Consider the following 25,980-nt stretch of genomic DNA (forward strand, 5'->3'; position numbering starts at 1 on the left):
CTCCTGTTTATTTCTTTCTAATGAAAGGTATTTTCTTACCTAAGTTAAATGTAATTCCACCAACAATGAAATATGTTAATATACCAATTGCAAATGACAAGTAGTATCCAATAACACCATATATAAATGATGAAACTATTGTAACCATCGTAGATTGATTATTTGGATTGATTAAATTATTTAAGAATCCAATATCATTAGTAATAATTCCACCATTAACTAAATCTAATCCTGCATAACCTTGAGCACCAAATGATAAGATGCCTAAAGAACCAGTTTTAAACACTTGAATATTTAATACAAATGCAAATCCAGTTGCAACAAAAGCAGTTACTAATGACGGAAAATGCGCTTTTCATTTGTATTTATTCACAAAAGGAATTGGACCCTCAGATAAACCAGATTTACCAAATTTTTGAGCAGTTGTAACATATTCCATATCTTCACTTTTAACGTTCTTGCTAAATATTTTAAAGAATAACCCACACGACATTGAAGCAATTGGTATTGCTATTGCAAATAATGTTCTCATTCTTCAATCATATTGCATCATACCAATCAAAAATAAAATTGTAAGTTTGTTGATAGTTCCTCCATAATCTCATGTAATTAAAACACCAATAATACCACCAATAATAAATCTTAGTCATCAATATGAGTTTGGATAAATAACAATTCCTTTTATAACTCATTGGAATAATCATGCAAACGGCGCTGCAGAAAAGTATGCAAGAGAAAATATAAAAGCTAATGTTATATAAGAAACTCAATGTTTTAATAAAATGGATACATATTTATTTATCATGTATTTCTTTTTAAAGTTATCAACATACTTCATAATACAAGCAATGAAAGGTGCAAATAATATACCTCCAAATAGTGATGTTCCCATCATAAATTCTGGATTAAATGTTCCCCCATATGTAAATCATATTTCAAAATGTTGATTAGATACACCGTGCAAACCAAATGTTGACATAGCCCCAATCATAGGCGTATTTAAAATAAATGTAAATATAAATGTTGCCAAAAATACTTCTGTTTTATCATAAAACTTCCTTGCAAAAATACCGGCAAATATTGGCATACATAATTCAAAACCAAAGAAAGATATTGATTGGAAAGTGAATAAAGTTTGATTTTTAGTCCACCCTGATGTAAATCAATCAGCACCATACATTCCATAACCAACCATATTTAATACTGCGTAAAATGTTGCCAGTATTGTTAAATATGCTCAAGGCTTATTAAATATTTGAAGCAATGAAGACTTAATATTACCCATAAAGAAATAAAAAGGGTTTTTATCTCCTCTTTGCATTTTAATTAATTCCTCTTTTGTTAGCTCCTTTTGCTTAGAAGCTCTTTCAATTAATTTTTTTGTGTCATTAATGGCTTCTTTTGTTTTGGTAATTGTAACTTTCTTATTTACAAAGCGTTCGAGATTAATTTCTATTTCAGAAGCAATAATAACAAATTCAGCTTTTTTAATTTGTTCACTATTCATCGCATTTTTTTGAATTCCCCCACCTTGCGTTTCAACATGTACTGAGTAACCCATTTTATCTGCCACTTGAATTATTCTTTCTTTAGACATATAGGTTTTGGCAATTCCTGCTGGACATGCTGTTATAGCAACGAAAAATTTATCATGCTCTTTTTTAACATGATTTTCTTCTTTTGGAGAAATTGTATTCAAAATTACTTCATTCAATATATTGAATATGACCCCAGAAGACTCTTTGTTTAATTTTTCTTTAAAATCAGAGTCTATCAATTTTGTTGCAATAGATGAAAGAATGTCCATATGCAATGATCCGGCATCGGCAGGTATTAATAAAAATATCGCTTTATTTATATCGCCACCATCCAAAGCATCATATTCTTCAATTTTTTTATTTGTTCTGAAAAAAAATATTTGAGGTTCATTAACATATTCTGAGCGAGCGTGTGGAATTGCAAATCCCTCTTCAAATCCAGTTGTACCCTGTGCTTCACGATTAATAAAAGCTTCCTTAACCCCTTTTCAATTTGAAGTCACACCTTTTGCCTCTGCAATTTTTGATACTTTTTCAAATAATTCATCCCGTGTTGGCTTAGAATTTTCAATGATAATATTGTTTTTACTAATTATTTTCATAGTTCTCCTTAGATGTTAATATTGATTAATTTTCATGGTTTAATTTTGACTTTTCCAGTTTCATTAATATTTTTCAAATCAAAACCAAATGTGTTATCTTTTAAATCTCATTCAATAACTTTATTAGTAGAGTTAAATAATCTAATTATATTTTCTCCATAAGGAGTTTTATATATCGCAGAAACAATCATTCCATTAGGAATCTCAAAATTAATGGAAACTTCTTTATTGTTTGAATTATTATAAAATTCATGATTAGTCTCTCATCTTAATAACACTTTTTCTTTACCTCAAGAACCATCTAAAAACGAAGCCTTAGAATTAAATTCTTTTGCCTTATTAAATAATTCCTCATTTTTTAATTTTTTACTGAATATTTCGCAACTAAATTCTAATTCCTTATTTATAACTTGTGCTTTTGGTGCTTCGCACTCTGCACCAGAACCGCGTCCAGGTCTATAAGCGATATGACTTTTACCAAAAACATCAACCGCTCTATAAAGAGTAAGTGCAATAAAAGCATTCTCTTTTTTATTAATAACCTCATGTTCTTTAGCTCCAAAAGTTGTTATTGCATAATCATTAGAAGGAACTTTGATAAATGATTGATGTGGAGACAGATTTGTTGGGAATTCTTCTCACTTAGCATTGTATTTATCTTCCTTTTGTCACGTTTTAAGGTATTCATTTTCTATCTTTCTTGACACAACAGAAAATTGCATATCGTGTTCTCATGATTTTGTATTTTTTCCTGAATTGAATAACATTCTCATTCTTGTATTCTTAGATTTATTGGATATGAATGTTTTTAAAATTATCCTATCTTTTATTAAAGTTATAATTATCTCAATATCTTGAATAATAGATGTTTTGTTTTGTTTTCATTCATCTAAACCATTAGGAATTTTCTTAGTTGTCTTGAATTTAATATTTTGCATTTCTTGAGAAGTTTCAGATCAAATAACCTCAAATTTATCAAAAATATATTCAGGGTCGTTAAATGTTATTGGTGAATGATCGTATGTATCACCATTTGAGGGGTCTGCGCTAAATATAATTGGATTTAAAATTGTTTTATCATTCTCTTTATCTTTTAAAGTTAGTTTGCCTTCTTGAATACTTAAGTGAAATTTTTCATTTTTTCAAAATGTTTTATCATTTTTTATTCTTGATTTTTCCTCGAAAACAACTTTAAATTTTTTATGACTAAATGGAGGAATATTTTCAACATACATCATTACGGTAAACATTTCCCTTTCGTGTGTACCAAAGTGGTCTTGCTTTAATATTACATATGGTATTTTTTTATCTCCATCATAAATTGTAAATTGATCATTTTTATTAAATCTCTTACCAATCATAAATTCAGATTCAAATAAACCGTCATATGAATTTGGTTTCGTGTTTATTAAAAATAAATCCACTTTTTCTTTATCAATTTTTTTGAATTTAGAAACATAAATTTTGCACAACATACCAACAACTGCATTAGCTACCCTTCAACCGTCAGAAAGTCTGGACATAATTTTATCATGAACAACATCTTCAATTGATCCTCCATATGAATCATGAGCAGATGATTTAAATACATCTTTTCAACATCTTTCAATCATTTTTCAAGGGACATCAATTTCTAATTTCTCACATATATAAGCAAGTGGCTCTATTTGATTTACAAGTATGTCCTCTAATTTATTTATTGCTTGCTTAAGATCCATTCTAGCCGAAATTATTGATCTGTGAACACGTCCTGTTAACGCTTCTCTCAATTCACCTTTATAAAGTGGTAATTTAATATTTTTTTCTTTGATTTCTTTTTTAGTTTCTTCAATTACATCTTCATATGACGAAATCAAATAATTGAAATTTTCTTTTTCTGTTTCATTTAATTTTTTAACAGTTTCAACTATTTCTTTTTTATAAGGTTTCATATCCGTTCCAATAGGCAATCAAAATGCTAATCCATTTGAACGTTTTTCATATGATTCTACCGAAACATCAATGGGATGATTTTTCTTATCATAACGACCACCTTCCATAAAACCTTCAAAAGTAGTCAACCCATCAGTGCTATAGTGTGTTTGCCACACCCCAAGAACTTTATCCCCGGATGGAGCTACATAATCAAAATAAAGTTCATTATTAACTTTCTTAGGATCAAGGCCTCTATAAAATGAAAAATTATCAATCCCAACTTGTCTCATAATTTGGGGCGTTTGAGGATTATGGCCAAATGAATCTGGTAAATAACCAACCTTCATTCTATGCCCCATATCTTCTGCAAGTTTCCCACCAATTTCAAGATTCCTTAAAATAGATTCACCCATTGGTTGCAAATTATCAGTTTGAGTGTATCATGGACCAACCATTAACTGTTTTGATTTAATAACTTTTTGCAACTTTTCTTTTCAATCGGGCGAATATTGAAGAAAGTCATCAATAATAGATGTTTGTCCGTCATAAAGGAATTTTGAATCTTTATTTTTAATTAAATCTTCAATTAAAAATCTCATATCTCAATAGATCATTGAACGAGAATCATCAGATGTGAAATATCACTCTCTATCTCAGTGGGTATGTGGTATTAAATGTACATTTTTTTTATTAAACATTTTTCTCTCCTAAATTTTGATTGAAACAAATTTCCAAGGTTTCAACTCAATTTTTCCTTGTCTTCTTAAATCATAAATATTAAAACCATATAAATTGTTATTTTCGATAGTGATTATCTCACTTGTCGTATTCAATAATCTAATGACATTTTCACCTTGAGGTGTAATGTATAAAGCTTTAATGACTACTCCTTTTGGAATATTTGGAATCTTGATATCTATATTTTTTTTATCATGTTGTTTATCATATCAACGATGATTAGTATTCCATCTTAAAACAACTCTTTCATTAGCTGAATTGCCATCTAATATATAAGGTCTTTTATTGAAAGATTCAGCCTTCTTGAATAACTCATAATTACTTTTATGTCCAAAAACTATTTCAAATTTGAAAACTAATTCTTTATCAATCAGTTGTGCATGCGGTGTTCTCGTTCTACCACCTGAAGATCTACCTGGTCTATAAATAAAATTACTTCTACCAAATGTTTCAAATCCTCTATAAAGAGTTACAGCAATTCAAGCTTCGCCACCCTTATTAATAACTTCATGTTCTTTGGATCCGTATGTTGTTATTGCGTAATTATTGTCGTTCACGTTAATAAATGATTGGTGGGGAGAAAGTGTTGTAGGAAACTCTTTTCATTTGCACCCATATTTATCTTCTTTTTCTCATTCATCAAAGTATTTGTCTTTAATTTTTCTTTCGTAAACACTATATTGCATATCGTGTTCTCATTTTTCAACTTTTGATCCCGATTTAAATAAAAATCTCATTCTTGCATCATTTGATTTATTCTTGATATTAATTCTCAATAACATTTTCCCACCAATTAAAATAATCATTAATTCAGCTTTTTGTAGAACATTAACTTTATTTTGTTTTCATTCTTCTAAACCATCAGGAAGTTCCGCTGAAGTTGAAAGTCTAAGAGCGGTAATATTATTATTTGTGATTTTTTCTTCAAATTTAAAATTGCGGAATCAATATCATTTATCATTTCATGTCACTGGTGAGTGATCATATGAATCTCCAGCGGAGGGGTCTGCAACAAAATCAAATGCATTCTTTCTTGTAGTGTTTGTTTGTTTGTTTGTGATATCAACTTTACCTTTGTTAATTTGAATTTTAAATAAATCATTTTCAAATATATCAGAATTATAAATTTCTTTCTCTATTCCCTCTTGTTCAAAATCAATTCTTAATTGCTTGTGTGAAAAAATTGGAATTTCTTTAACATCTATTAATAGAGTTAGTGATTCTTTACCAAATGTTGATATTTCCTCTTCTTTAACAATGATGTATGAAATTTTTTCTTCGCCATCATAAATTGCAAATTTTCTCTTATCTTTTGAAGATGGGATAGAAATTTTAATTTCGTATTCTCCTACAAATTTTTCCGGATAAGGGTTAATTAGAAATAAATCTTCATAACTTCTGTTAATTTTCTCTTTGAATTTTGAAATATATATTTTGGACAACATAGAAGAAACTGCTGTAGCTATCCTTGATGCACTCTTAAGGCGAGCAATAATTTTTTCATAAACATCATCCTCAACGCATCCTCCATAAGAATCGTGAGCTGATGATTTGAATACATCTTTTCATGATTTTTCAATCATTTTGTATGGGATATCAATCCCTAATTTAGAACACATAAGTGCTAGTGGTTCGACTTCATTAACCAATTGATTTTCCAAATTTTGAATCATTTGCTTAAGATCCATTCTAGCAGATATAATCGATCTATGAACCCTTGCTGTAAGGGCATCTCTTAATTCACCCTTTAGTGTTTTTAATGGTGTTCCTTGTTTTTCAATTTGTTCTTTTGCTTCCTCGAGCATTTCTTCATAAGAAGATATTTTATAATTAAACTCCCCATTATCTTTATTAAGTTTGGTGGCCGTATCAATTATTTGTGGATCGTATGGCCTCTGATCAGTACCAATTGGTATTCAGAATGGCAAATCAAACGTACGCTTTTTATATGACTCTATTGATACATCTACAGGATTACCAATTTTTTGTTCAATTAAAGCATTTTTTTTGAATCCGTCATAATCTAATACATTTTCAAATGTTGTGTAGTGTGTTTGTCATGCTGCCAACACTTTATCGCCTGAAGGAGATTCATAATTAAAGAATAGCTTATTGTCAGTTCTCTTTGGGTCAAGACCCCTGTAAAATGTAAAATTTCCGATTCCTACATGTCTCAATATTTGAGGTGTTTGTGGATTGTGTCCAAATGAATCTGGTAAATAACCAACCTTCATTCTATGTCCCATGTCTTTAGCTATTTTCCCACCAATTTCAAGATTTCTTAAAATCGATTCCCCTGAAGGTTGTAGATTGTCCGTTTGCGTATATCAAGGACCAACCATCAATTGCTTAGTTGATATAACCTTTCTTATCTTTTCTTCTCAATCTGGTGAAAATTGAAGAAAATCATCTATAACGGAAGTTTGCCCATCATAAAGAAATTTAGCATCTTTATTTTTAAGTAAGTGATCAATCATGAACTTCATATCTCAATAGACCATAGCTTTTGAATCATCCGAAGTAAAATATCACTCTCTATCTCAATGAGTGTGGGGAATTAAGTGTACATTCCTTTTAGTTTTTTTCATTTTATATCACCGCTTTTATATTTTTATATTCATATGGTTTAAAGACCACTTCTTTTTCAATGCCATTATTTGATACTCTTGTAGTTACTTCTTCTCCAAGCATGTTGGATAATCTCATATCAACTCCACCTTTTCTGGAAAGTTTTATTGACGATATATAAAGCTTTTTATTATCAACTATAGGAAAATATAGTTGCTCTTTAGAATTTCAAATTATGTCATTAATTTCAAATTTATTATGTACATGTGCTGTAAGGTGAACTTTGTTTTTGAAATGAATAATTGGCCTAAAGTTTCAATCATTTAATCCTTCTATTGCCTCAGCTTCATCTAATCTTATTTTAAAAATTAATTTTTTCAATAATTTTGAAGAGTCTGAATTCTCTGCATAAGATATCCCTGAAGCTGCATTTGGCCTTCATTTTAAGTTAGCTCTTGAAACAAATTCTTGAGTTCTATAAAGAATTAATTCAATACCGGTTTCTCTTTTAAAGAATTCATTATTGCCTCTAGTATAAATATTGTATGCGCCTTCTCCATCCATTCTAATTAATCCGTCATTATGATCTATCATAGCAGGGAACTCATGCATATCTTCTCTTCATCCATCCCTTTCATCTAATTCATTAAATTTAGAAATTACAAGATGTTGAGATTTTGAAATTTTATTTGGCCCCTTAAACAAAATTGAAACTCTATATCCAATTAATTTATTTACAGTCTCAATTTCAATATCATGCTTGCCGTTAAAGGTTGTTATTGTCATTAAAAATTCATTGCTATCCTTTTCAGAAACAATCTTTGTATTAATTACAGCTACATTTGTTTCACCAATTAATTCTTGAGAAACTAATTCATGTGTTTGTTTAAATTTAATTTCTTCATTAGTTGGAGAATAATCATAATTATCACCACAATCTTGTGTTAAATTTAATTTGAATTCTTTTCTATTTTCATCACCAATAATAATGTTTTCTCCTTGAATCATTATTAAGTTTGTTTTTATGATTAAAGGTTTATATTCATTCATTTTATTGATTTCAGATATTGAATATGAAAATTTTTCCACTTCCTTTGTTGTTATCAATACTTTTAATTCAAAAATTCCTTTGGTAAATCCAATGTTTTTACTACTTATAGTATGAATCGATAAACCAGTATTTTCTACATTAATTGCATCAAGATTTGAGTAAATAACCATAATTTTTGAATGACTTTTCACAAATGGTGCTTGATTAATTATATTAATTGCATTTCTAGTATCTCTCAAACCTTCATTTTGCATAAGTTTATATGTTATCAAATCTATTAATGAAGTGATCCTTCTATCTACCTGTTTTAATTTAGACAGTATATCTTCATTGGTTATATCAGTATTACAACCTCCAAGAGAATCGTGTGCTTGAAGCTTTAAAAGAGGTTTAATAATTGTATTTAATTTATATTCTTCAAAGTTATATGAACCATCAATATTTTTATACATAATTTCCAAAGGTTCTAATTTGTAATATAGGTTTGTTTCACATCTTCTAAATAATGATTTAATATCATATCTTGCCGAAGATATTGTCCTATGTATTCTTCCAGCAATAGGAGTTTTTAAATCTCCTTTATGTATAATAACTTTTTCATCTTGTCTATATTCATCAAAGAATTCATTAAAGTCAGATGTCAATACTCATTCAAAATCATTTTGTTTTGAATTTATTAATTCAAAGAATCTCTTTGCTTCATGTTCGGCAGGTGCTTGATCTCCACCAAGAGGAAATAGGATGGAATTCCCAATTTTTTGTGCATCAAATCATTCATTCATTGTGTCTTTAGTTTTAGTTATAAATTTATCTGCTAATTCATTTATATTTTCATTTGTAAGGCCTCTATATGGATAATACATACCTAAATGGTAATATCCTTTCTTATAATTAGACGCCATGACTTCAGTTCCATCTATGCCTCTTCATCTATATAATGGATAATCTTTAATTTGTTTTCTATTAAGCCCTCTTCAATGCACAAAATTTCTTAAGCCATTTTTAACAAAAATTTGAGGTAGGTTTTGATTAAATCCAAATGTATCCGGCATATATGCTGTATTCATTGGCTTAATACCTAGGTCGGAAATCGTTTTTTTACCAACTTCAATATTTCTAATTGTTGTTTCTCCCAATGAAGAAAACACATCTGGTTGTGAATATCACGGTCCGAGAGCAACTTGACTTTTTTTAAGAACTTCAACAACCTTTTCTTTTTTATCTTTATTTCATTTTAAATAATCGTCCACTAAAGATGCTTGGCCATCTAGAACCATTTTAAAATCTTTTTGTTCTCCAATGATAAGGATTAGTTCGTTGATCATTTGATTTAGTAAAACATTACCTGTTTGCTCAGAAAACATTCATTCCCTATCTCAATGAGTATGCGGCACTAAATATATTTTTCTTTTTTCCATAAAATCTCTCCTTTTATAAAACTTTTTTTATATTTATATCTTAATAAAATTATATACCATTATCACTTTAAAATGAGAAAAAATATTGTTTTTGATTTATAAAATGAAAATAATTTTCAATAATAATTTAAATAAAAAAAAGACAATTATACATTGTCTACAATACAGTCAGATATTAGCAACTGTGCTATTTTAGAAGATAGGGATTTTTTTTCAGAAGACGTTTCAACAAAATCATAATATAAAACTCTATTCCTTGCATTTCCCTTTACCTGTATATTGTGAGTAATCATTCAAGGTGTTGCTTTATTTGTCTTTGTAATTCCTCTAATTTCATCCGTAAGTTTATTGTTTCCTCTTTCGCTAAACTGAATAATCAAATCCCCTTCTTCAATAAATTGAACAACTTCATTAGAGAATCAATCACCAAAATTCAACATAGATTTAATCCCACGTTTTGACATATAAATTTCTAAATTTTTTGCTGCAAAAAATGAATTACCATGCCCGTAAATATAAATATTTTTAGCTTTGTGGATATCCCTTACAATTTTAGTTATTTTTTTAGAAGTTATCTCATTAACATTAAATTCAATAGTATTTCTATAATCAGAATAAATTTTATTTTGAGAAAGAGCTTTAGAATTTTGATATTTCTTTTCATCCGTTGAAACGATAACCATTTTTTCTTTTAACATCATCTTAAGTTCACTAACATTTTTAGCTCCCATTTTTTTAGATGTTCTTGAAATTCCTGCGATGTTTAAACTATATTTTTCAGCGAATTCCGCTATTGATATCTTTGTAAAATCATTAGGATGTTTATTTATTGATTCAAAAACTTTCATCTCTTGTTTTGTGAATTTATAATTTTTACTTTCAAAATATTTCATATAATAATTATACCAATATTTTAGCGTATAAGTGTTGAGATTAAAAAATATAGAAGGCATTAGCCTTCTTGATATTATTTTTCTTCAATTTCCGCTTTAAGTTCTTTAATTAATGTTTGCATTTCTTTTTTATCATTTTCAAGTTTTTCACGTTTAACTTTCGAAACAATTGCAACACATTTATCTAATTGTTTTTGAGAAAAAGTTCTCTTGTTTTTTGATTTTTGCATAGTTATTTTATTTTTAATAACTTCAATATTAGAATTAAACATAATTTTGTGTGCCTTTTTAGTAGCATCATTTAATACTGATGTCAATGAAATTTCTGTTTCTTTATCAAATAAATGAATGTTTTCTTTATTTATTTTGAAAGAAATAGTTTCTCCAACGGAAATGTCGTTATTTTTATTAACAACAATATTAACTTCTCCAAGATCTTTAGTTTTGACAACTAATGAGTGTTCATAACCAAGCATCTCTTTAATTATAACCTCACCTTTAATAACATTCTTAGCTTTTGAGGTTGATCCAACCAATTGAACATCTTGAGGTCTGAAGCATAAGTAAATATCTTTTCCATGGTATTTTTCAATATTTTTTTTCAATTCTTGCGGTGAAGCGTAATCAAAAATATGTTTTCCAATACTTAAAACTCCCTCTAAATCTAATTTACCATTCAGTTGATTAATAGAGGGTGTACCAATGAATTTAGCCACAAATAAATTAGCTGGCTGGTCAAACATTTCTTTTGGTGAACCAACTTGTTGGATATATCCTTTATTAATAACAACAATCTTGTCAGCCATAGACATAGCTTCAACTTGATCATGAGTAACATAAATAGATATTGCACCAAGCATATCGTGCAATTTTCTAACTTCAACACGCATTGTTACACGTAACTTAGCATCTAAGTTTGAAAGTGGTTCATCATATAAAAATATATTGGCATCACGAGAAATAGATCTAGCAAGAGCAACTCTTTGTCTTTGCCCCCCTGAAAGTTCCATAGGCTTGGAATTTAAGTAATTATCAATTCCGATTAATTCAGTGATTCTACGAACTCTTTCAGGAATTGAAGCTTTTCAAATAACCATTGACTCAACTAATTTATCTGAAGAAACTTTAATAGCTTCCTTGTGCTTCTGTTTCAATATTGCAAGTTCTTTTTGTATTTCACTAATTCTTTGTTTATTTTTCGCAATATTTTTATCATTTTTAATTTGATTTTTAAGTTCTTTCATTTCCAATGTTAATGGAAGGTTGATTGAACCTTCTATGATTTTAATTTCTTCAATTCTTTCCTTTATTTCTTTAATTTCCTTTTGATTTTTTATTTTAAGTTCTGCAATTTTTTCTAAGATTTCTTGTTTTCCTATATTCAACTTCTTAACCATAGCAGAACTTCCACGCATTTTCTTCATTTTTTTAATTTCATTTTTAATTCCGATAAGCTCGGAGTGCAATGGATTTTTTAACATTCAAATTAGGTGTTTTAGATTAGAAATTTCTGTTGAACCAGGATTTTTAAGTTCTTTAAGTATCCTTGAATATTGCATTGTTAAGGGGTTTTTATTAGTTTTTAATTTTAAGCCAAAAGCAATGTTGTTATAAACATTCATATATGGATATAATGCATAATTTTGGAAAACCATTGCAATACCTCTATCTGATGGCTTGGCAGAGTTTAAGATAACTTCATTCGATGTTAACTCACCCTCTGAAATATATTCTAAACCAGCAATCATTCTAAGAATTGTTGTTTTACCACAACCTGAAGGTCCAAGAAAAGCAACAAACTCCTTTGGCTTTACTTCCAAATTAAAATCATGAACTGCTTTATATCCATTTGAATATATTTTTCCAATATTTTTCAATTGGACTATTTTATCTTTTTCTTCACCTCGTTTATTGTTTTCAAAATAATCAGCGATTTCTCCTTTTGTTGGATTAGGAATATCAAATACTTTTTTGAAATACTTTTTTTTCATTAGTTTAGCTTTTTTTTGTGCTAAAAATAAATCTAAATTCATAATTTACCTTTCACTTTATTACTCGAATTCTCTTTCAAGTTTTTTTAAGTTTTCGTATGTTTTTGAAGAAACAATGACAGTTTGAGATATTCCCCCAACTGGTGTTATTCCTCTTGTTAAGAAAGCTGAAATACAAGCAGCAATCATTAAAAATTGGCCGATGATTGGTACAGCATACATTACCACAAGCATCCCTCTAAAATAATAATTTGCATAACTAGTGTGGAAACCAGTTTTATGAACTATTCTTAATTTGGCAATTGCCAAGCCAATTGTCCTACCATTTGTACACATTGGTACTATTGTCATATATATTGCTACATACAACAACGGAATAATAAATGGAAGATATTCATTACCCTTAAAAACAACATAATACATTATTGCTCAAAGACCCACAACTATTGAAAAATCTAATATAAATGCAAGTAAACGCAACAACATTTGAATTCAAAAAGTCTTTTTTAATTTAGGGTATTCTATAATGAAACCTTTTGGTGAATAAGATGGCTTAAAATATTTTTTTTCCTTATTTTTCTCCATCAATCATTACCTTTCTTTGAAATTTTAAAGATATTACATAAACTGCAAGAACAGGCAATATAGACAAGTTAGTGGCCGCAAGAAGGCGTCCCGTACCACTAGAACCATATTTACTATCTGCTAAAATATTAAAAGCTGCAGTTATGGTCATACGTGTTGGATCACCTGATGCTCATAACGTAAACATGATAAAGTTATTTCATGATCCAATAAAAATCATTGCTCATTGTGTTGCAAGTAATGGCAACATAGATCTAATAGACACCTTTAAAAATACCTTAAATCTGCTTAGACCATCTATCATACCCGCTTCTTCTATTGATGCTGATTGATTAACATAAAATTGTCTAACCATAAATATTAACACTCCAGATGTCATACCCGTTGTTAAGATACCAATAAATCATATAAAGTTACTTTGATAAGGATCAATAAAACCCAATTTTATCAATATGTATAATTGTGGAACTTGTGTTGCTTGAACAGGAATCATTAAGGCAACAATTATGTATCAAATAACAATTTTGCGACCTTTAAATGAAATTCTAGCTAATGCATAGCCAGCTAAAAAGTTAAAGAAACAATTTATTGTAGCATTAGATAATGAATAAATAACAGATGTCATTAGTCATGATGTTGCATATTGCTTTGTAAGTGGGTTTGTAAATAAGGAATTGTAATTTTCCGTAGTTAGTTTAGAACCAGCAGGGATTGGTCAAATACCTATCCCTTTCAGTTTATCTGATTCAACAAATGAGGAAATTAGCGCTCAAAAAAGCGGGTAAAATGAGATTAATGCATAAGCAGCAAGGAAAAAATAAAGCAATAATTTAATAACCTTATTGATCTTATTAGTTCTTTTAAGCTTTTTTTCAAATTCTCTATTTTTTCTTTTTCCCTCAATGTTTGTATATATATTATTTTCCATATTATTTCCTATCTATTGGTTTAAATATATTAATTATCTTAGTTAAACCAAATATTGTTATTCCAAGGAATGTCAAGGTCGCAACTCCAAGACCTACATTAGGAATCATACCCGCACCTTTAACCGGAATAATTCTAGCGAATCCAAGTAATGACCAAGTCATGACTGATCTACCATTGCCACCTATCAAGGCCATGACGTAAGCTTGATCAAATACACCCATGCCTCCAATTACTGAAGTTATTAATGTATAAGCAAGAATAGGTCCAAGTGAAGGAACGGTAATAGAAATAAATGATTGTCATGCGGAAGCTCCATCAACCTTCGCAGCCTCATATTGTGAGTTACCAATTCCAGAAAAGGCAGTATTAAATGTAATCATTCCCCCGGAAATTCCACCTCAAATACTTGAAACGATCATAATTCACATTGCATCACTAGGATTTTTAATTAAATCCAAATGAAACAATCCATCTTTACCAATAATTTTAGTAAAGATAATTGCAGCAGCAATTGAAGAGGTTACTTGTGGAAAGAAATAAATAGTTAAGAAAAAGTTCTTGTTTTTAATTTTACCCAAGTTTAAAATAGATGTAATTATTAATGCACCTACAATATTAAACGCTGTTGTTACCGATGCAAAAAGGAATGTGTTTTTTACAGCTTTACCTAGCATAGGATCTTTAAATACTTTTGTTCAATTGCCAAAACCAACATAGTGAATTGATTTCATTGATGGATCTAAATTACCTGAGAAAAATGATAAAATTATAGCCAATATAAATGCCAAGAATACATAAATAGAAATTATTACTATTGGTGTGGCAACAAAAACTGATGCAGTTAATGCTTCTTTTCTTTTAATTCTTCTTATTTGAGAGTTTGTTGCTCCTTCGGCAATCAACACTCTCTCTTTTAAGGCATTTCTTATAAGTTTTCTATCACTAAGCATTATCTATCTCGCTTCAAGATTGATCAATACCTTTTTTCAATTGTTTTATAAGATTACCCATTGTTAAGTACCCATTGTTACTTTTTTGTCAAGATTCAATAGAACCTGAAATATTATCATTATAAATTTGATACAAACCATCTGTTGAAGATGCAGCGAAGAATCCACCTACACCATTATATGGATCTGAAGGAAGGTTTTTATCATTTTTACCCATACCGAATGGAGAAAGAAATTGTTCTTTTCATTCATTACTTTTTTTAGAGTTTTTTGCAATATCTTGAATATATTTTGAAGCTCTTCTTGCTGTTGGAACAGCTTTATATGCAAGTGGATCATTAGGTTTGTTTTGAACATCCCTAGAAACAAGATATGAAAATGGGTTTCCATTTGCGTCCTTATGCATACTCATAGCTAGTTTAATGAATTTTTTAGAGGCTATTAATTTAGCACCATTTGTTCCAGAAGCAATCCCAAGACCGTCCATATTAGCCGAACCATAAGGGACTGGTAGTTGTAATAATTCTTTTTCTGGGTTTGTCGCTTCATCAGTTCAGTTAGATTTAATTAATGGGCCGGATCATTTTTTACCAAGCAAATATGCTGCTTTTTGTTTTCACATTAGTTCAGCTTCACCTGCTTCAGATGCTGCTGCAGGATCGACGGCATATCCTTTTGAATGTTTGTAATATCCATAGTAATTATCAAATAAATATCTAAATGTATCTGAAATATCAGGTCCGCCTGCAAAGGCTTCGCTTTTGGCATCATTTGGACCACTAATTGCACCTGCTCGGTCATATATCTTTTTAAGAATTTCATCATCCATTTGACCATTATGCATTAGACCTTTTGTTGCAGATGAAATAATTTCAAATGCAAAACCAACATCATGAGACCACCCTACATCAATATTTGCATTATCAGCTATTGTTGATAAAGATAAAGAGGCAATTCTTTGATACATATTTCCAGCCCCGTATCCACTTCAAGTTTTTAATTTTTCAGCATCTTTTATAAGAACTTTACCTCCAGAAGGAAGGTTATTTAAATCAGCTCAAGGATTATCCTTTCTACCAGATTCAAGTATAAATTTCTTAATATTAGCTTGAGTAGCAATAATTCCCGTATCAACAGCGTCAATTGCTCCAGTTGCCTTTGCATTATTGTTAGGTAAGTAAATATGGATTTTTTTAGTATGATCAATAAATTTATTGTTCATATAGATATTTGAAGGACCATATTGATATGGAATACCAACTAATCTAGGGTGTCCATTAAGAAGTGTTTTTCTTTGATATGGCTGAAATGAAGCTTCAAAAAAATCACTTGTTTTATCACCCGCTACTTTGAAGTTCATGCCTTTTTGATCATCAAATAATTTATATTTATCGTTTGCTTTATTACCTAAAAATTCAACCGGATCTAAATCCATAAATCATGAATTCTTACGTGCACTATCTGCAGTATTGGGATCAATTGATGTGACAGTAGGAACATCACCCATTGAATATTGTGCTTTTTGATCAGATAATATAACAGTTTTAATTTTGAAGGCAGGTATGTTAGAATTTTTTTTATGTATTTTCTCATATTTATTTTCAAAAGCTTTTATGATTGGTGCTCACGAAGCAGTATCCTCTGCCCTCATCCCAAATCTTATTGTAGAAGCTTTGTCTGTTTTCCCAGCAAAAAAACCTCCACATGATGTTGCTGCTACCACAGGCGCTGCAATTACTACGGTAGCCAACAATGATAAGCTTATCTTACGCATTTTCATAGTATTTTTTTTCATTTTTCTCTCCTTGAATAAACTTTAATGAAGAAAACTTCATCAATTATATAAATAATATTATTAAAGTTATCTATACAAATAAATTATATCATTTGGAAACTTTTTTTGAAAAAAATATTTATATTGAAAATAATAATAATTTTTTAAAAGCATAAAAGCTATTGATATTAGTGCTAAAATACTTTAATTTGCAAAAATAAAACATTGCCATAAAAAGCAATATCTTATCATTATTCATTTTTTCTATTTTGTTGGATTGTTTTTTATATTTTTATCTTGACCTGTTAATGTAATAGCTTTCTTAATAGGAAGTTTTTTACCACCTTTTTCAAATATAAATATCACTTCTCCAACTTCCTGTAGTTTTAGTTTTTTATTTTTAGCATTTTTAGCATAATTAATCAAACCAATTCTACCAAAATCTTCTGTACCATAAAGGATTTTATTATCTGCAAGTGTTATCATTGTTCTAATGCTTCCACCTCATTTTTTATAGTCACCATCTAATGTAGTTGTTGTTGATTTATCAATATAATAACTTCTACCAAGGTGATCTAAAGCATTTGAAGAGATATCGAAAATAACTAATCTTGAAAATTCTTCCACAAATCCTTTTGCCCATGGTTGTGGACCGGCTCCCATTGGGTTTTTTCTAGAATTATCCCTAATAAAAATTGTATTACCGTCATTTGAAAATACAATTGAGAATCTAGTTGATTTTAGATCAATTTTCGAAGGAGGGAAAAAGTCAAATGGTTTTTTAAATGCAAAAGTTCCATATGTTAAAGTAGTTCTTAAAGCAATGTTTTTAGTTATTTTATTATAGTCAAATACACGACCTTCTCTATCTACAAATACAATTTTTTCTCCAAGATCCTTAGTTTTAAGTATTGCTGTAGCATTAGTGCCAAGTGCAATCCCCAGGGTATCATTAGTAGTTATTGCTCCGTTAGCACCAAATGAAAATACTTTTGTCGCTAAAGTTGATGGGTGGCTAACATCGAAGAAGTTTCTATCATTTGTTTGTGAAATAAGTTCGAATGAGTCATCTTTATTCTGTAAGATAGTTACTTGAACATCAGCTGTTGATGTTGGAATTGCAACAGAACTAGAATACGAAGTATCTAAAACACCTAAATCTGAAACTCTCTTAATATTTCCTTTATTTGAAATTAAATAAATATACCCTTTTGATTCAAATATTTTATTAACATATTCATTATCATTACCAAATAAAGCATTGTCTGTTTTCAATAATTTAAATGCATCAATAGGATTTAAATTATTATCATATACATATAACTCATTTTTACCTTTTTTAACATTAGTTCTGGAGCTTACTTCAGCTTTCCTTGAAACAAATAGTTTTTTGCTTTTTGAAACAAATGTTGTAGCTAAAGCATCACCATCATTTCAACCATTTTTACCTAAGAATATTTTTTTGCCAAAATTACCAGATCTATCTAACTCACCTGATTTTTTATAATGTATAACACTCACTTGATCATCAAATAAGAAAGCTCCGCCTTCTCCATCTCTAACTGATGTTACAATTCCATGCATTGTTTCTACACCAAATTGCCCAACTTTTTTAACAACTCTATGAGTTCATTTTGAATCATCCTCAAGTTTTAATGTTGAAGTTGATAATTTAATTTTAATTGGGTCCATTGGTTTGAGAACTTTATTATAAGGAACAATCTCAATATCAAATAACTCTTGATTAAATCCAAGACCTTTAATGACTAACCCTGGAGTATTTGTTATTTCAACAAGTTCTTTCTTTTTATCTTTAACAGTGTAAATCATATATAGTTTATTAGGGTCTTTTGTTTTAATATTAATTCTTACATTTTTTCCATTAGGCGTGAATCATTGTCCTTCACCAATAACTTTATCAACAGTTGTTTTAGTCGAATTTGTTGCTCCAGCAGGGATGTATCTAAGTTGCCCGATTTTAGTATTAACTACACCTGTTCCAAACGCAACACCAAACGACGTCATAACTTTGTTATTAAGTGCACCTAAATCAAAAATGGCTTTTTTATATCCATTTGCAAATATTTCTTTCGAAAGTTTTCCGTCAATAATTTCTTTTGTTGCGCCATTGTTTGATCATCCAACAAATTTTGGGGCAACATTACCCTTAAACATAATTTCTACTTTATCTTTTGTTTTAATCGGAATTTTAGATGCGTAGAGTTTGTTTGTATTTATACTCTTAGCGGCAACAGTTCCCTTATAACTCAATACGGAAGAACCAAACCATGCATCTTGACTGTCTTCCTCTTGCTTAATTATCAAAGAAGAATCTTTTGTTATTGTAGTGCCTACTACTTTATCTTGAATATATCTCCATGTTGGTTGAAGATCTGAAAATGCAAAGTTAGAGTAACCATCTTTCATACTTTTCGAATCAATTCTTTTACCATTAACATTAAAGTTCGAACCTTCGCCTCTATTGAATGAAGTTGCAAATTCTTTTCTTTCAATTAATGTTGTATATTCTTTATATCAGTGAGCCAAACCTTCAGTTGTAGCATCTCTAGTATCTTTAACTGAGGCACCATTTATAAATGTCATTTTAGATTGTTCATTATTAAATGCTTGCCCATCTTTAACGGCAGTATAAAATCAAATCGAACCGCCTTTTTGCCCACTAATATCTTTCGCAAGACCATCGGTTGCTTGAACTCCTTGTGGCGAATGTGCTGAATCTAGATATTTTGAAGAATCTGCAGGTTTTTTAGAACCAGTTAATGTACCTCATTTATCGCCTTTAAAATTATAATCATTAAATCATACATCTACAGCATCAGTGCCTAATTTAGCAATTTCTTGCCCAGATAATCTATTTTGATTAGTGTAGTATGAAATTTCAATATTTTTTGGCTTTGAAAGCTTGTGCAGTTCTAGTAGCATTTCTTTTCATCCAGGTAAATCCTTTTGTTCTATATTATTCTCATCATTGAACATTCAACCATCAAAACCATAATAATTAGCAATTTCAACTAATTTTTTTGCAGTAGCCTTTGGTCCAGCACTTAATAGTTCAGCATAAGCTTTTGGAGAACCTCCATATGCTGCAGGAGCCATAAAAATAGTTCCATGAACTTTTACCCCCGATCTATGTAACTGATCAATATCTTGAGCTCTTGGAATATAAATAGTACCCTCACCCGTTGATCCACCAAAAGATATTCAGTCAGTTGCGTATTGCATAGCTCCCAAAATCTGTTGTCTTGTAGAATTTTTTTCACTAGTTCCAACAATTGAGTTTGACGTATTAGTTCTCATTGTATCCATAAAATATACTCTTCCATCTTTTTTAGTTGCTATCCCATTTGTTTCAGGAGAAACAACTCTTTTTTGAAGCGGAATTCTACTACGTACGTATTCTCCGTCGACAGAATTTTTTGCATCCCATTTAGCAATATCTCTTGGATGCAGATGTGGTGCATATACATCACCAGTTGCCTTACGACCTTCATATTCATTCTTATTTAAACTATTTGATAAAGTGGCATCTTTAGAAAAATAGTTTTTAGTCCCATAATCAACGCTATCAGGGGTGCTCATAGTTGGCAATGAGAATACACCATTTTCTTCTTTTGCAACTGCAGAGGAAGTTTTTTTCTCTTCTACTTTATTTTTGTCTTTTTTTAATCCATCGTTAGAATCACCATCTTTAGCTTTAGTTCCACAAGAGGTAACTAATGCTATTGGGGCTACAATTGAAATAGCAGCTAATGTTGAAACACTAATAATATGCAGTTTTTTCTTTTTCATTTTCTCTCCTTGAATAGTGAATTTATTTTATAATTTTTAGCGAAATAAAAAAACTGAAATCCACTATATATAAATATATTTATACACATTTATACATATTAATTATAGCACCGAAGAAAATTGAATGAAAAAAATTTTGGGGATTTCCTATTATTTTGAAAAAAAATAACACAATAATTAGAAGGACTAAAAGTAGTTATCATGACCCACATTTTACTTTATAAATGTTTTAAAGTTAATTATTTAGTAAATGCTAAATTTTATTAACATAAAAAATGTTCCCTCAACATTTAGTAGGTATTATGATTAATATGTAAAAGAAAGAAGGTAATATGAAAATTTTAGCTTTTGATATTGGTGGAACAGGAGTTCAATATTGTTTATTTGAATCGAAAAATAAGGAATATAGCAAAATTAAAACTTTTACCACAAGAGATATAACAAAAAAGATTTTAATGATTAGATTATCAGAAATTATTAACAAAATTAAACCTGATATAATTTCTGTATCATCACCAGGTGCAATTATAAACAATGAATATGTTTCAGGACTTACGGGAATAAAGGGTTATTCAAACTTTAATTTTGTGGCCGAACTTAAAAATTTATTAGAAAATAAAGAAGTGAAAATAAGAGTTCTCAATGATGCAAATGCAGCACTTATGAGTGAAATTAATGAATCTAATTCACATTTAGATATAGCATTAATTTCTATTGGAACGGGTATCGGTGGAGCCATTGCTTTCAAAGGGAGAATAAGAAATGGTAAGAGAGGTATGGCCGGAGAGTTTGGTTATCAAATTGTTGATGATGAAAAAAATGTTTCTTTAGCATCAAGTTCAAGAAGTATTGAAACAGCTTTTCAAAAAGAATTTAACGAAAGTAAAACTGCTAAGGAAATAGAAACTTTGTACATGAAAGATCCACGGTGCAAAAAAGTATTTGATGCTTCAATAAAGCAAAACGCAATAAATATTTTCAACTTATATTACATCTTAGATATTGATTTATTCATTATATCAGGAGGTATTTCACATTCAAAATTATTTATAAATAAAATAAAAGCATCAGTGAAAACCTTAGTTAAAACTAGAGGTGCGGGAGAACCAATAAATATTAAAATTGCTACTCACCAAAATAATAGCGGGGTAGTTGGCGCCATTAATTTTATACTAAAAGAAATTTAAGTTTACTTGTGATTATTTCAAGGTAATAATAAATAATAATCCACTATATAAAAAAATACAGTTTAGATTGTGCAAATGCTAGTACTTACTGGTGTTTTTTTAATAGAGTCTTTTTAAAATTATATCATTCAATGTATAACTCAATATGTTCAGGATTTTCTTCAAATGACATTTTTAAAGTTTTGATTGCTTTAAATATTAACCCTTCGAACATATAAATAAATACCCCCCTTGTTATCTAAAAGGCTCCCTATCTGAACCATTAATTAATTTTGAATAAGTCTAAATAAATTCACCTAAGTTTTGAAAACGGCGATCAAAGTACACAACGAATCCTTTCTTTTTTTTAGTTTGTTAAATGCATCTGTAACTAATTGATTACAATCCTTTTTGATAGGTGCCGAGATTCAATTAACTTTGTTTACAACTTATTAAAACTGATAATTAATTTTAACTCCTTATTACGGCATAAGAATCATTATTAGTGATAATATTATTCTTCTATAGGGTTGAAATTCCTCTCAACTAAATTAATGTATCTAGGTTTTGTACTTTTAGATTCAAAACTTTAGGAAGTATTTTTTAAACCATAAATACAATTATTTTCAACAAAAGTTTCTTTTGCGATTTCTTTTGTTCAATCAAAACAGATTCTCTTTTTTTGTTTTCATACAAAATTTTCATACGTAAATTTAGATAAAGGTACATTAGTTATATAAAGATAAACATATTGAGATTTATATTTCTATTTTTCATTAAGATTATTTTATCCTCTTATGAATTTCTTATTTATTCTATAGCTAGATTGACAATAAAATTATGAATTACCTTTTCAGTTTTCTTTTTTATTTTTTGCTTGTACTTATTAATAAATCAATTTCTAGTTTGGATAGTATTTTTCTCAGCTAAAATCATTCCTCTCATATTTATTAAATAAGTTAATTCATTCTTATATCGCTTTGTGTTTTGACATATAAAAACCGCATCCTTTCGAATACAGAATTTACTTATCCACGTTTATAAGCATTTTTAATTATTATAATTTGTTTTGAATTTCTTCATAAATTGAAGAAACTGATGTTCCACCAATTGTTGCTTGAATAATGTTCGCAAGGAATTTATCTAATGAAACAACTTTAAGTTTTTTAGATTTAATTTTATTAACGCTTGCAATTGAATCTGTTATTAAGACATGCTCAATAGCATCTGATTCTTCAAAATGTTGGAATCCTTTTGAAAAAATACCGTGTGTTGCAGCAATAAGGATTTTTTTAGCTCCCTGACGTTTAAGTTCTTCAGCAGCTTTGATAATAGTTCCACCTGTATCAATCATATCATCAATAATTACACAGTTTTTACCTTCAACATCTCCAAGAACACCAGAAATAACTGATTCATTTGGTCCCGTTCTTCTTTTATCAACAATAGCTACTTGAACTGTATCAGCCACAAGTTCAGCCAAGACTCTAGCTCTAACTGCTCCACCATGATCAGGAGAAACAACAGAGAATTTACTAAGTTTTTTAATTTCAGGAGCAAATACAAATTGACCTTTTAAATCATCAACTGGCACATTAAAGAAACCTTGAATTGAAGGATTGTGTAAATCAACACCAATAATTTTATCAACACCTGCTGTTTCAAGTAAATCAGCAAATAGTTTAGCTCCAATTGGTTGTCTACCTTTTGCTTTTCTGTCTTGTCTTGCATATCCATAATATGTATTAACTACAGTAATACGTCTTGCTGATGCTCTTTTTAGAGAATCGATAAATAATAGTAATTCCATAATATTGTCATTAACTGGTGTTGATGTTGAAGCAATAACAAAAACATCTTTATTTCTAACTGTATCAATTGCTTGTACTAATACTTCACCATCTGAAAATACTGTCTTTGCAATTTTTGACAAATCAGTTCCTATAATTTTTGAAATTCTTCCACCTAGTTCTTCTGAATTTTCCATCGCAAATAATCTTACATCGTTATTTTTCATTTTTAGCCCCTTTATTTACTTGCCTTGCTCTTGCAAAGGCAATTTCATTTTCTTTTACTTCATCTGTTATTGTAGACCCTGCAGCTATTATTGAGTTCCTCTCAATATTAACTGGTGCAACCAATGTTACATTCACACCAATCTTTACATTTTCACCTATTGTTGAATCATACTTATTCCCATCATGCCAAGAGTTAGCAGTGATGAAACTTGCACCTATTTGTGTCCCTTCACCAATTGATGAATTTGATACAAAAGCTTTATGATAAGCACTTGCTCCTTCGTGGAATGTTGAATCAGAAATCTCTGATTGTGGACCAATTACATTCTTACCAAGTAAAATTGTATTATTTCTTATTAATGTATATTGTCCAATAATTGACTCAGCACCAATAACTGATTCCTTAATAATTGAACCTTGAAAAATTTTTGTATTTTCTTTAATTGTTGATTTTGAATCAATCCTTACAAGAACTTCAATGTAACAACCCGGTTCAATTTTGGCTCCCGGTTCGATAAATGTGTGTGTAATATCTTCGAATATAACTCCTGGATAAACAGAAGAATCCGCAATTCATTTACTTTTCATATGGTTATTATACATAAAACAAGGTAAAAAACCTATCAAATAGAGTATTTTTCTCTTATTTTATAGGTAAAAAAACAAACCCAATTATTTCACGGGTTGTTCTACATATTTTTTATATTCTGTGAAAGCTTTTTTATAATGCTCTACAGTTAAATTTTGAGGACGAATTGCTTCTGGTAATTCCAAAAACATAATTAATTCTCTTGCTTTTTCTGGAGACATAATTAGTTTTCAATTGTTGAAAAGAGTTTTTCTTCTTTGGGTAAATGACTTCTTGACGAACACTAAAAATTCTTTATTATCAAGCTCTTGTTTTTTATTAAATGTAAGTGAAACAATAGCTGAGTTTACCTTAGGTGCAGGTGAGAACGATGAAGGTTTAACAACAAATTCTTTCTTTACTGTTGCAAAGTAATTAGTTGAAATAGTAAGTTTACCATATTGTTTTGATCCAACTGGCGCACTCAATCTATCAGCAACTTCATTTTGAATCATTATGATTGCTCTATCGAACTTATCCACATTTTCAAATAACTTAAATAGAATATCAGAAGTTATGTAATAAGGTAAATTAGCAACTAATGTTTTTTGATCTTCTCAATCTAATTCTTGCTTAAGGAAATCCCCTTCAATTAATTCAAAGTTTTTTTCTTTGATTTCACCATTAAGTACTTTAACCATATCTCTATCAATTTCATAAGCTGTAAGTTTCTTAGCCTCAGGAATAACAAATACAGTTAATGAACCCATACCAGGACCAACCTCAATCACTTCTTTACCCTTTATATCTGCAACTTCAATAATGTGTTTTAAAACATTTTCATCTATTAGAAAGTTTTGTCCAAACCTTTTTTTAGCGTGAACTTGTAACTCATATTTTTCTTGTATTTCTTTTATTTTATTAAGTGTTAACATATGTATAAATTATAAAGAAATATGCTTTCATTTTAAAATAAAATATCCACATTTTTTATTTGTTCAAAAATAAATCAATGTTCACTTTTAAAAATAGTACAGAAGACAAAATAAACGTACAATTTCATCATTAAAAAACCAACATTTAATATGTTGATAGTCTATTTATAATAAATTGTTGCAGCTTTATTTCTTCCTAATGAATTTGCGTCTGCATATTGAGTAATTGAAATGATTTCAAACCCTTCTTCAATTAATCTAGAAGCTTCAACAGCAGTTTTTGTTGCAACACTTTCTTGTGATATTCCTTTAATTCTTGAAAATTTAACCATTTTCTCTCCTTTATAATTATATTTTACTTATTAAGTATATTCCTAAAGATACATTAATGACTTTTAAGGTGGGATTTTCTTCACTTTTTTGTTTTTACAATAAAAAAGGCGAAAAAAAATGACCTTCTGGTCGATTTATCCTAGTTCTCTCAAAACTGAATAGCAGATTGTTTGTTTGGGTATGTTTTGTGACGTACCG

Annotated in this window: 16 protein-coding genes; 1 reads left to right on the top strand and 15 read right to left on the bottom strand. The window is 29.2% G+C overall.

Annotated elements, in window-relative coordinates:
* Positions 1–7: 7 nt before the first annotated feature.
* From C4B24_RS01635 to C4B24_RS01685, 11 genes are all read right to left on the bottom strand, one after another.
* Positions 8–2,140, bottom strand: a complete 2,133-nt coding sequence (locus C4B24_RS01635; RefSeq protein ID WP_131598721.1) for a fructose PTS transporter subunit IIB — start codon at positions 2,138–2,140, stop codon at positions 8–10.
* 8 nt (positions 2,141–2,148) lie between these two features.
* A complete protein-coding gene (locus tag C4B24_RS01640; RefSeq protein ID WP_131598723.1) occupies positions 2,149–4,752 on the bottom strand; it encodes a glycoside hydrolase family 38 N-terminal domain-containing protein in 2,604 nt (867 codons plus the stop codon).
* A 9-nt stretch (positions 4,753–4,761) separates the two neighbouring features.
* Positions 4,762–7,380 (bottom strand): glycoside hydrolase family 38 N-terminal domain-containing protein, encoded by a 2,619-nt coding sequence (locus C4B24_RS01645; protein WP_131598726.1) that lies wholly within the window; start codon positions 7,378–7,380, stop codon positions 4,762–4,764.
* 1 nt (position 7,381) lies between these two features.
* Entirely contained in the window at positions 7,382–9,829 is a 2,448-nt protein-coding gene (locus C4B24_RS01650) for a glycoside hydrolase family 38 N-terminal domain-containing protein (protein WP_131598728.1), read from the bottom strand.
* 146 nt (positions 9,830–9,975) lie between these two features.
* On the bottom strand, positions 9,976–10,722 hold the full coding sequence (locus C4B24_RS01655; RefSeq protein ID WP_168388314.1) for a MurR/RpiR family transcriptional regulator: 747 nt from the start codon (positions 10,720–10,722) through the stop codon (positions 9,976–9,978).
* A 74-nt stretch (positions 10,723–10,796) separates the two neighbouring features.
* Positions 10,797–12,755 (bottom strand): ABC transporter ATP-binding protein, encoded by a 1,959-nt coding sequence (locus C4B24_RS01660; RefSeq protein WP_131598732.1) that lies wholly within the window; start codon positions 12,753–12,755, stop codon positions 10,797–10,799.
* A gap of 18 nt (positions 12,756–12,773) precedes the next feature.
* Positions 12,774–13,298 (bottom strand): RDD family protein, encoded by a 525-nt coding sequence (locus tag C4B24_RS01665; protein ID WP_131598733.1) that lies wholly within the window; start codon positions 13,296–13,298, stop codon positions 12,774–12,776.
* Positions 13,285–14,226, bottom strand: a complete 942-nt coding sequence (locus tag C4B24_RS01670) for a carbohydrate ABC transporter permease (RefSeq protein ID WP_131598734.1) — start codon at positions 14,224–14,226, stop codon at positions 13,285–13,287. Before C4B24_RS01670 ends, C4B24_RS01665 begins: the two co-directional genes overlap by 14 nt.
* A gap of 1 nt (position 14,227) precedes the next feature.
* Entirely contained in the window at positions 14,228–15,178 is a 951-nt protein-coding gene (locus C4B24_RS01675) for a carbohydrate ABC transporter permease (RefSeq protein WP_131598736.1), read from the bottom strand.
* Positions 15,171–16,973 (bottom strand): hypothetical protein, encoded by a 1,803-nt coding sequence (locus C4B24_RS01680; RefSeq protein WP_131598738.1) that lies wholly within the window; start codon positions 16,971–16,973, stop codon positions 15,171–15,173. Before C4B24_RS01680 ends, C4B24_RS01675 begins: the two co-directional genes overlap by 8 nt.
* Before the next feature lie 243 nt (positions 16,974–17,216).
* Positions 17,217–20,762: an endo-beta-N-acetylglucosaminidase gene (locus C4B24_RS01685; RefSeq protein ID WP_131598740.1), complete on the bottom strand. Its 3,546-nt coding sequence runs from the start codon at positions 20,760–20,762 to the stop codon at positions 17,217–17,219.
* 332 nt (positions 20,763–21,094) lie between these two features.
* Between C4B24_RS01685 and C4B24_RS01690 the strand changes: the two genes are divergently transcribed.
* A complete protein-coding gene (locus tag C4B24_RS01690) occupies positions 21,095–21,949 on the top strand; it encodes an ROK family protein (protein ID WP_131598742.1) in 855 nt (284 codons plus the stop codon).
* Between the two features lie 1,036 nt (positions 21,950–22,985).
* Here C4B24_RS01690 and C4B24_RS01695 read toward each other — a convergent pair.
* The 4 genes from C4B24_RS01695 to C4B24_RS04945 form a co-directional block, all read right to left on the bottom strand.
* Positions 22,986–23,945: a ribose-phosphate pyrophosphokinase gene (locus tag C4B24_RS01695; RefSeq protein WP_131598744.1), complete on the bottom strand. Its 960-nt coding sequence runs from the start codon at positions 23,943–23,945 to the stop codon at positions 22,986–22,988.
* Positions 23,935–24,534 carry a DapH/DapD/GlmU-related protein gene (locus tag C4B24_RS01700; protein WP_168388315.1) on the bottom strand — a complete coding sequence of 200 codons (600 nt, stop codon included), beginning with the start codon at positions 24,532–24,534 and terminating at the stop codon, positions 23,935–23,937. Before C4B24_RS01700 ends, C4B24_RS01695 begins: the two co-directional genes overlap by 11 nt.
* Positions 24,535–24,618: 84 nt before the next feature.
* Positions 24,619–25,449 carry a 16S rRNA (adenine(1518)-N(6)/adenine(1519)-N(6))-dimethyltransferase RsmA gene (gene rsmA, locus C4B24_RS01705; RefSeq protein ID WP_131598748.1) on the bottom strand — a complete coding sequence of 277 codons (831 nt, stop codon included), beginning with the start codon at positions 25,447–25,449 and terminating at the stop codon, positions 24,619–24,621.
* 161 nt (positions 25,450–25,610) lie between these two features.
* Positions 25,611–25,781, bottom strand: coding sequence for a hypothetical protein (locus tag C4B24_RS04945; protein WP_168388316.1), 171 nt, complete (start codon positions 25,779–25,781; stop codon positions 25,611–25,613).
* Positions 25,782–25,980: the final 199 nt, after the last annotated feature.

The sequence above is a fragment of the Mycoplasma marinum genome, from assembly GCF_004335975.1.
GTDB classification, from domain to species: Bacteria; Bacillota_I; Bacilli_A; order Mycoplasmatales; family Metamycoplasmataceae; genus Mycoplasma_K; species Mycoplasma_K marinum.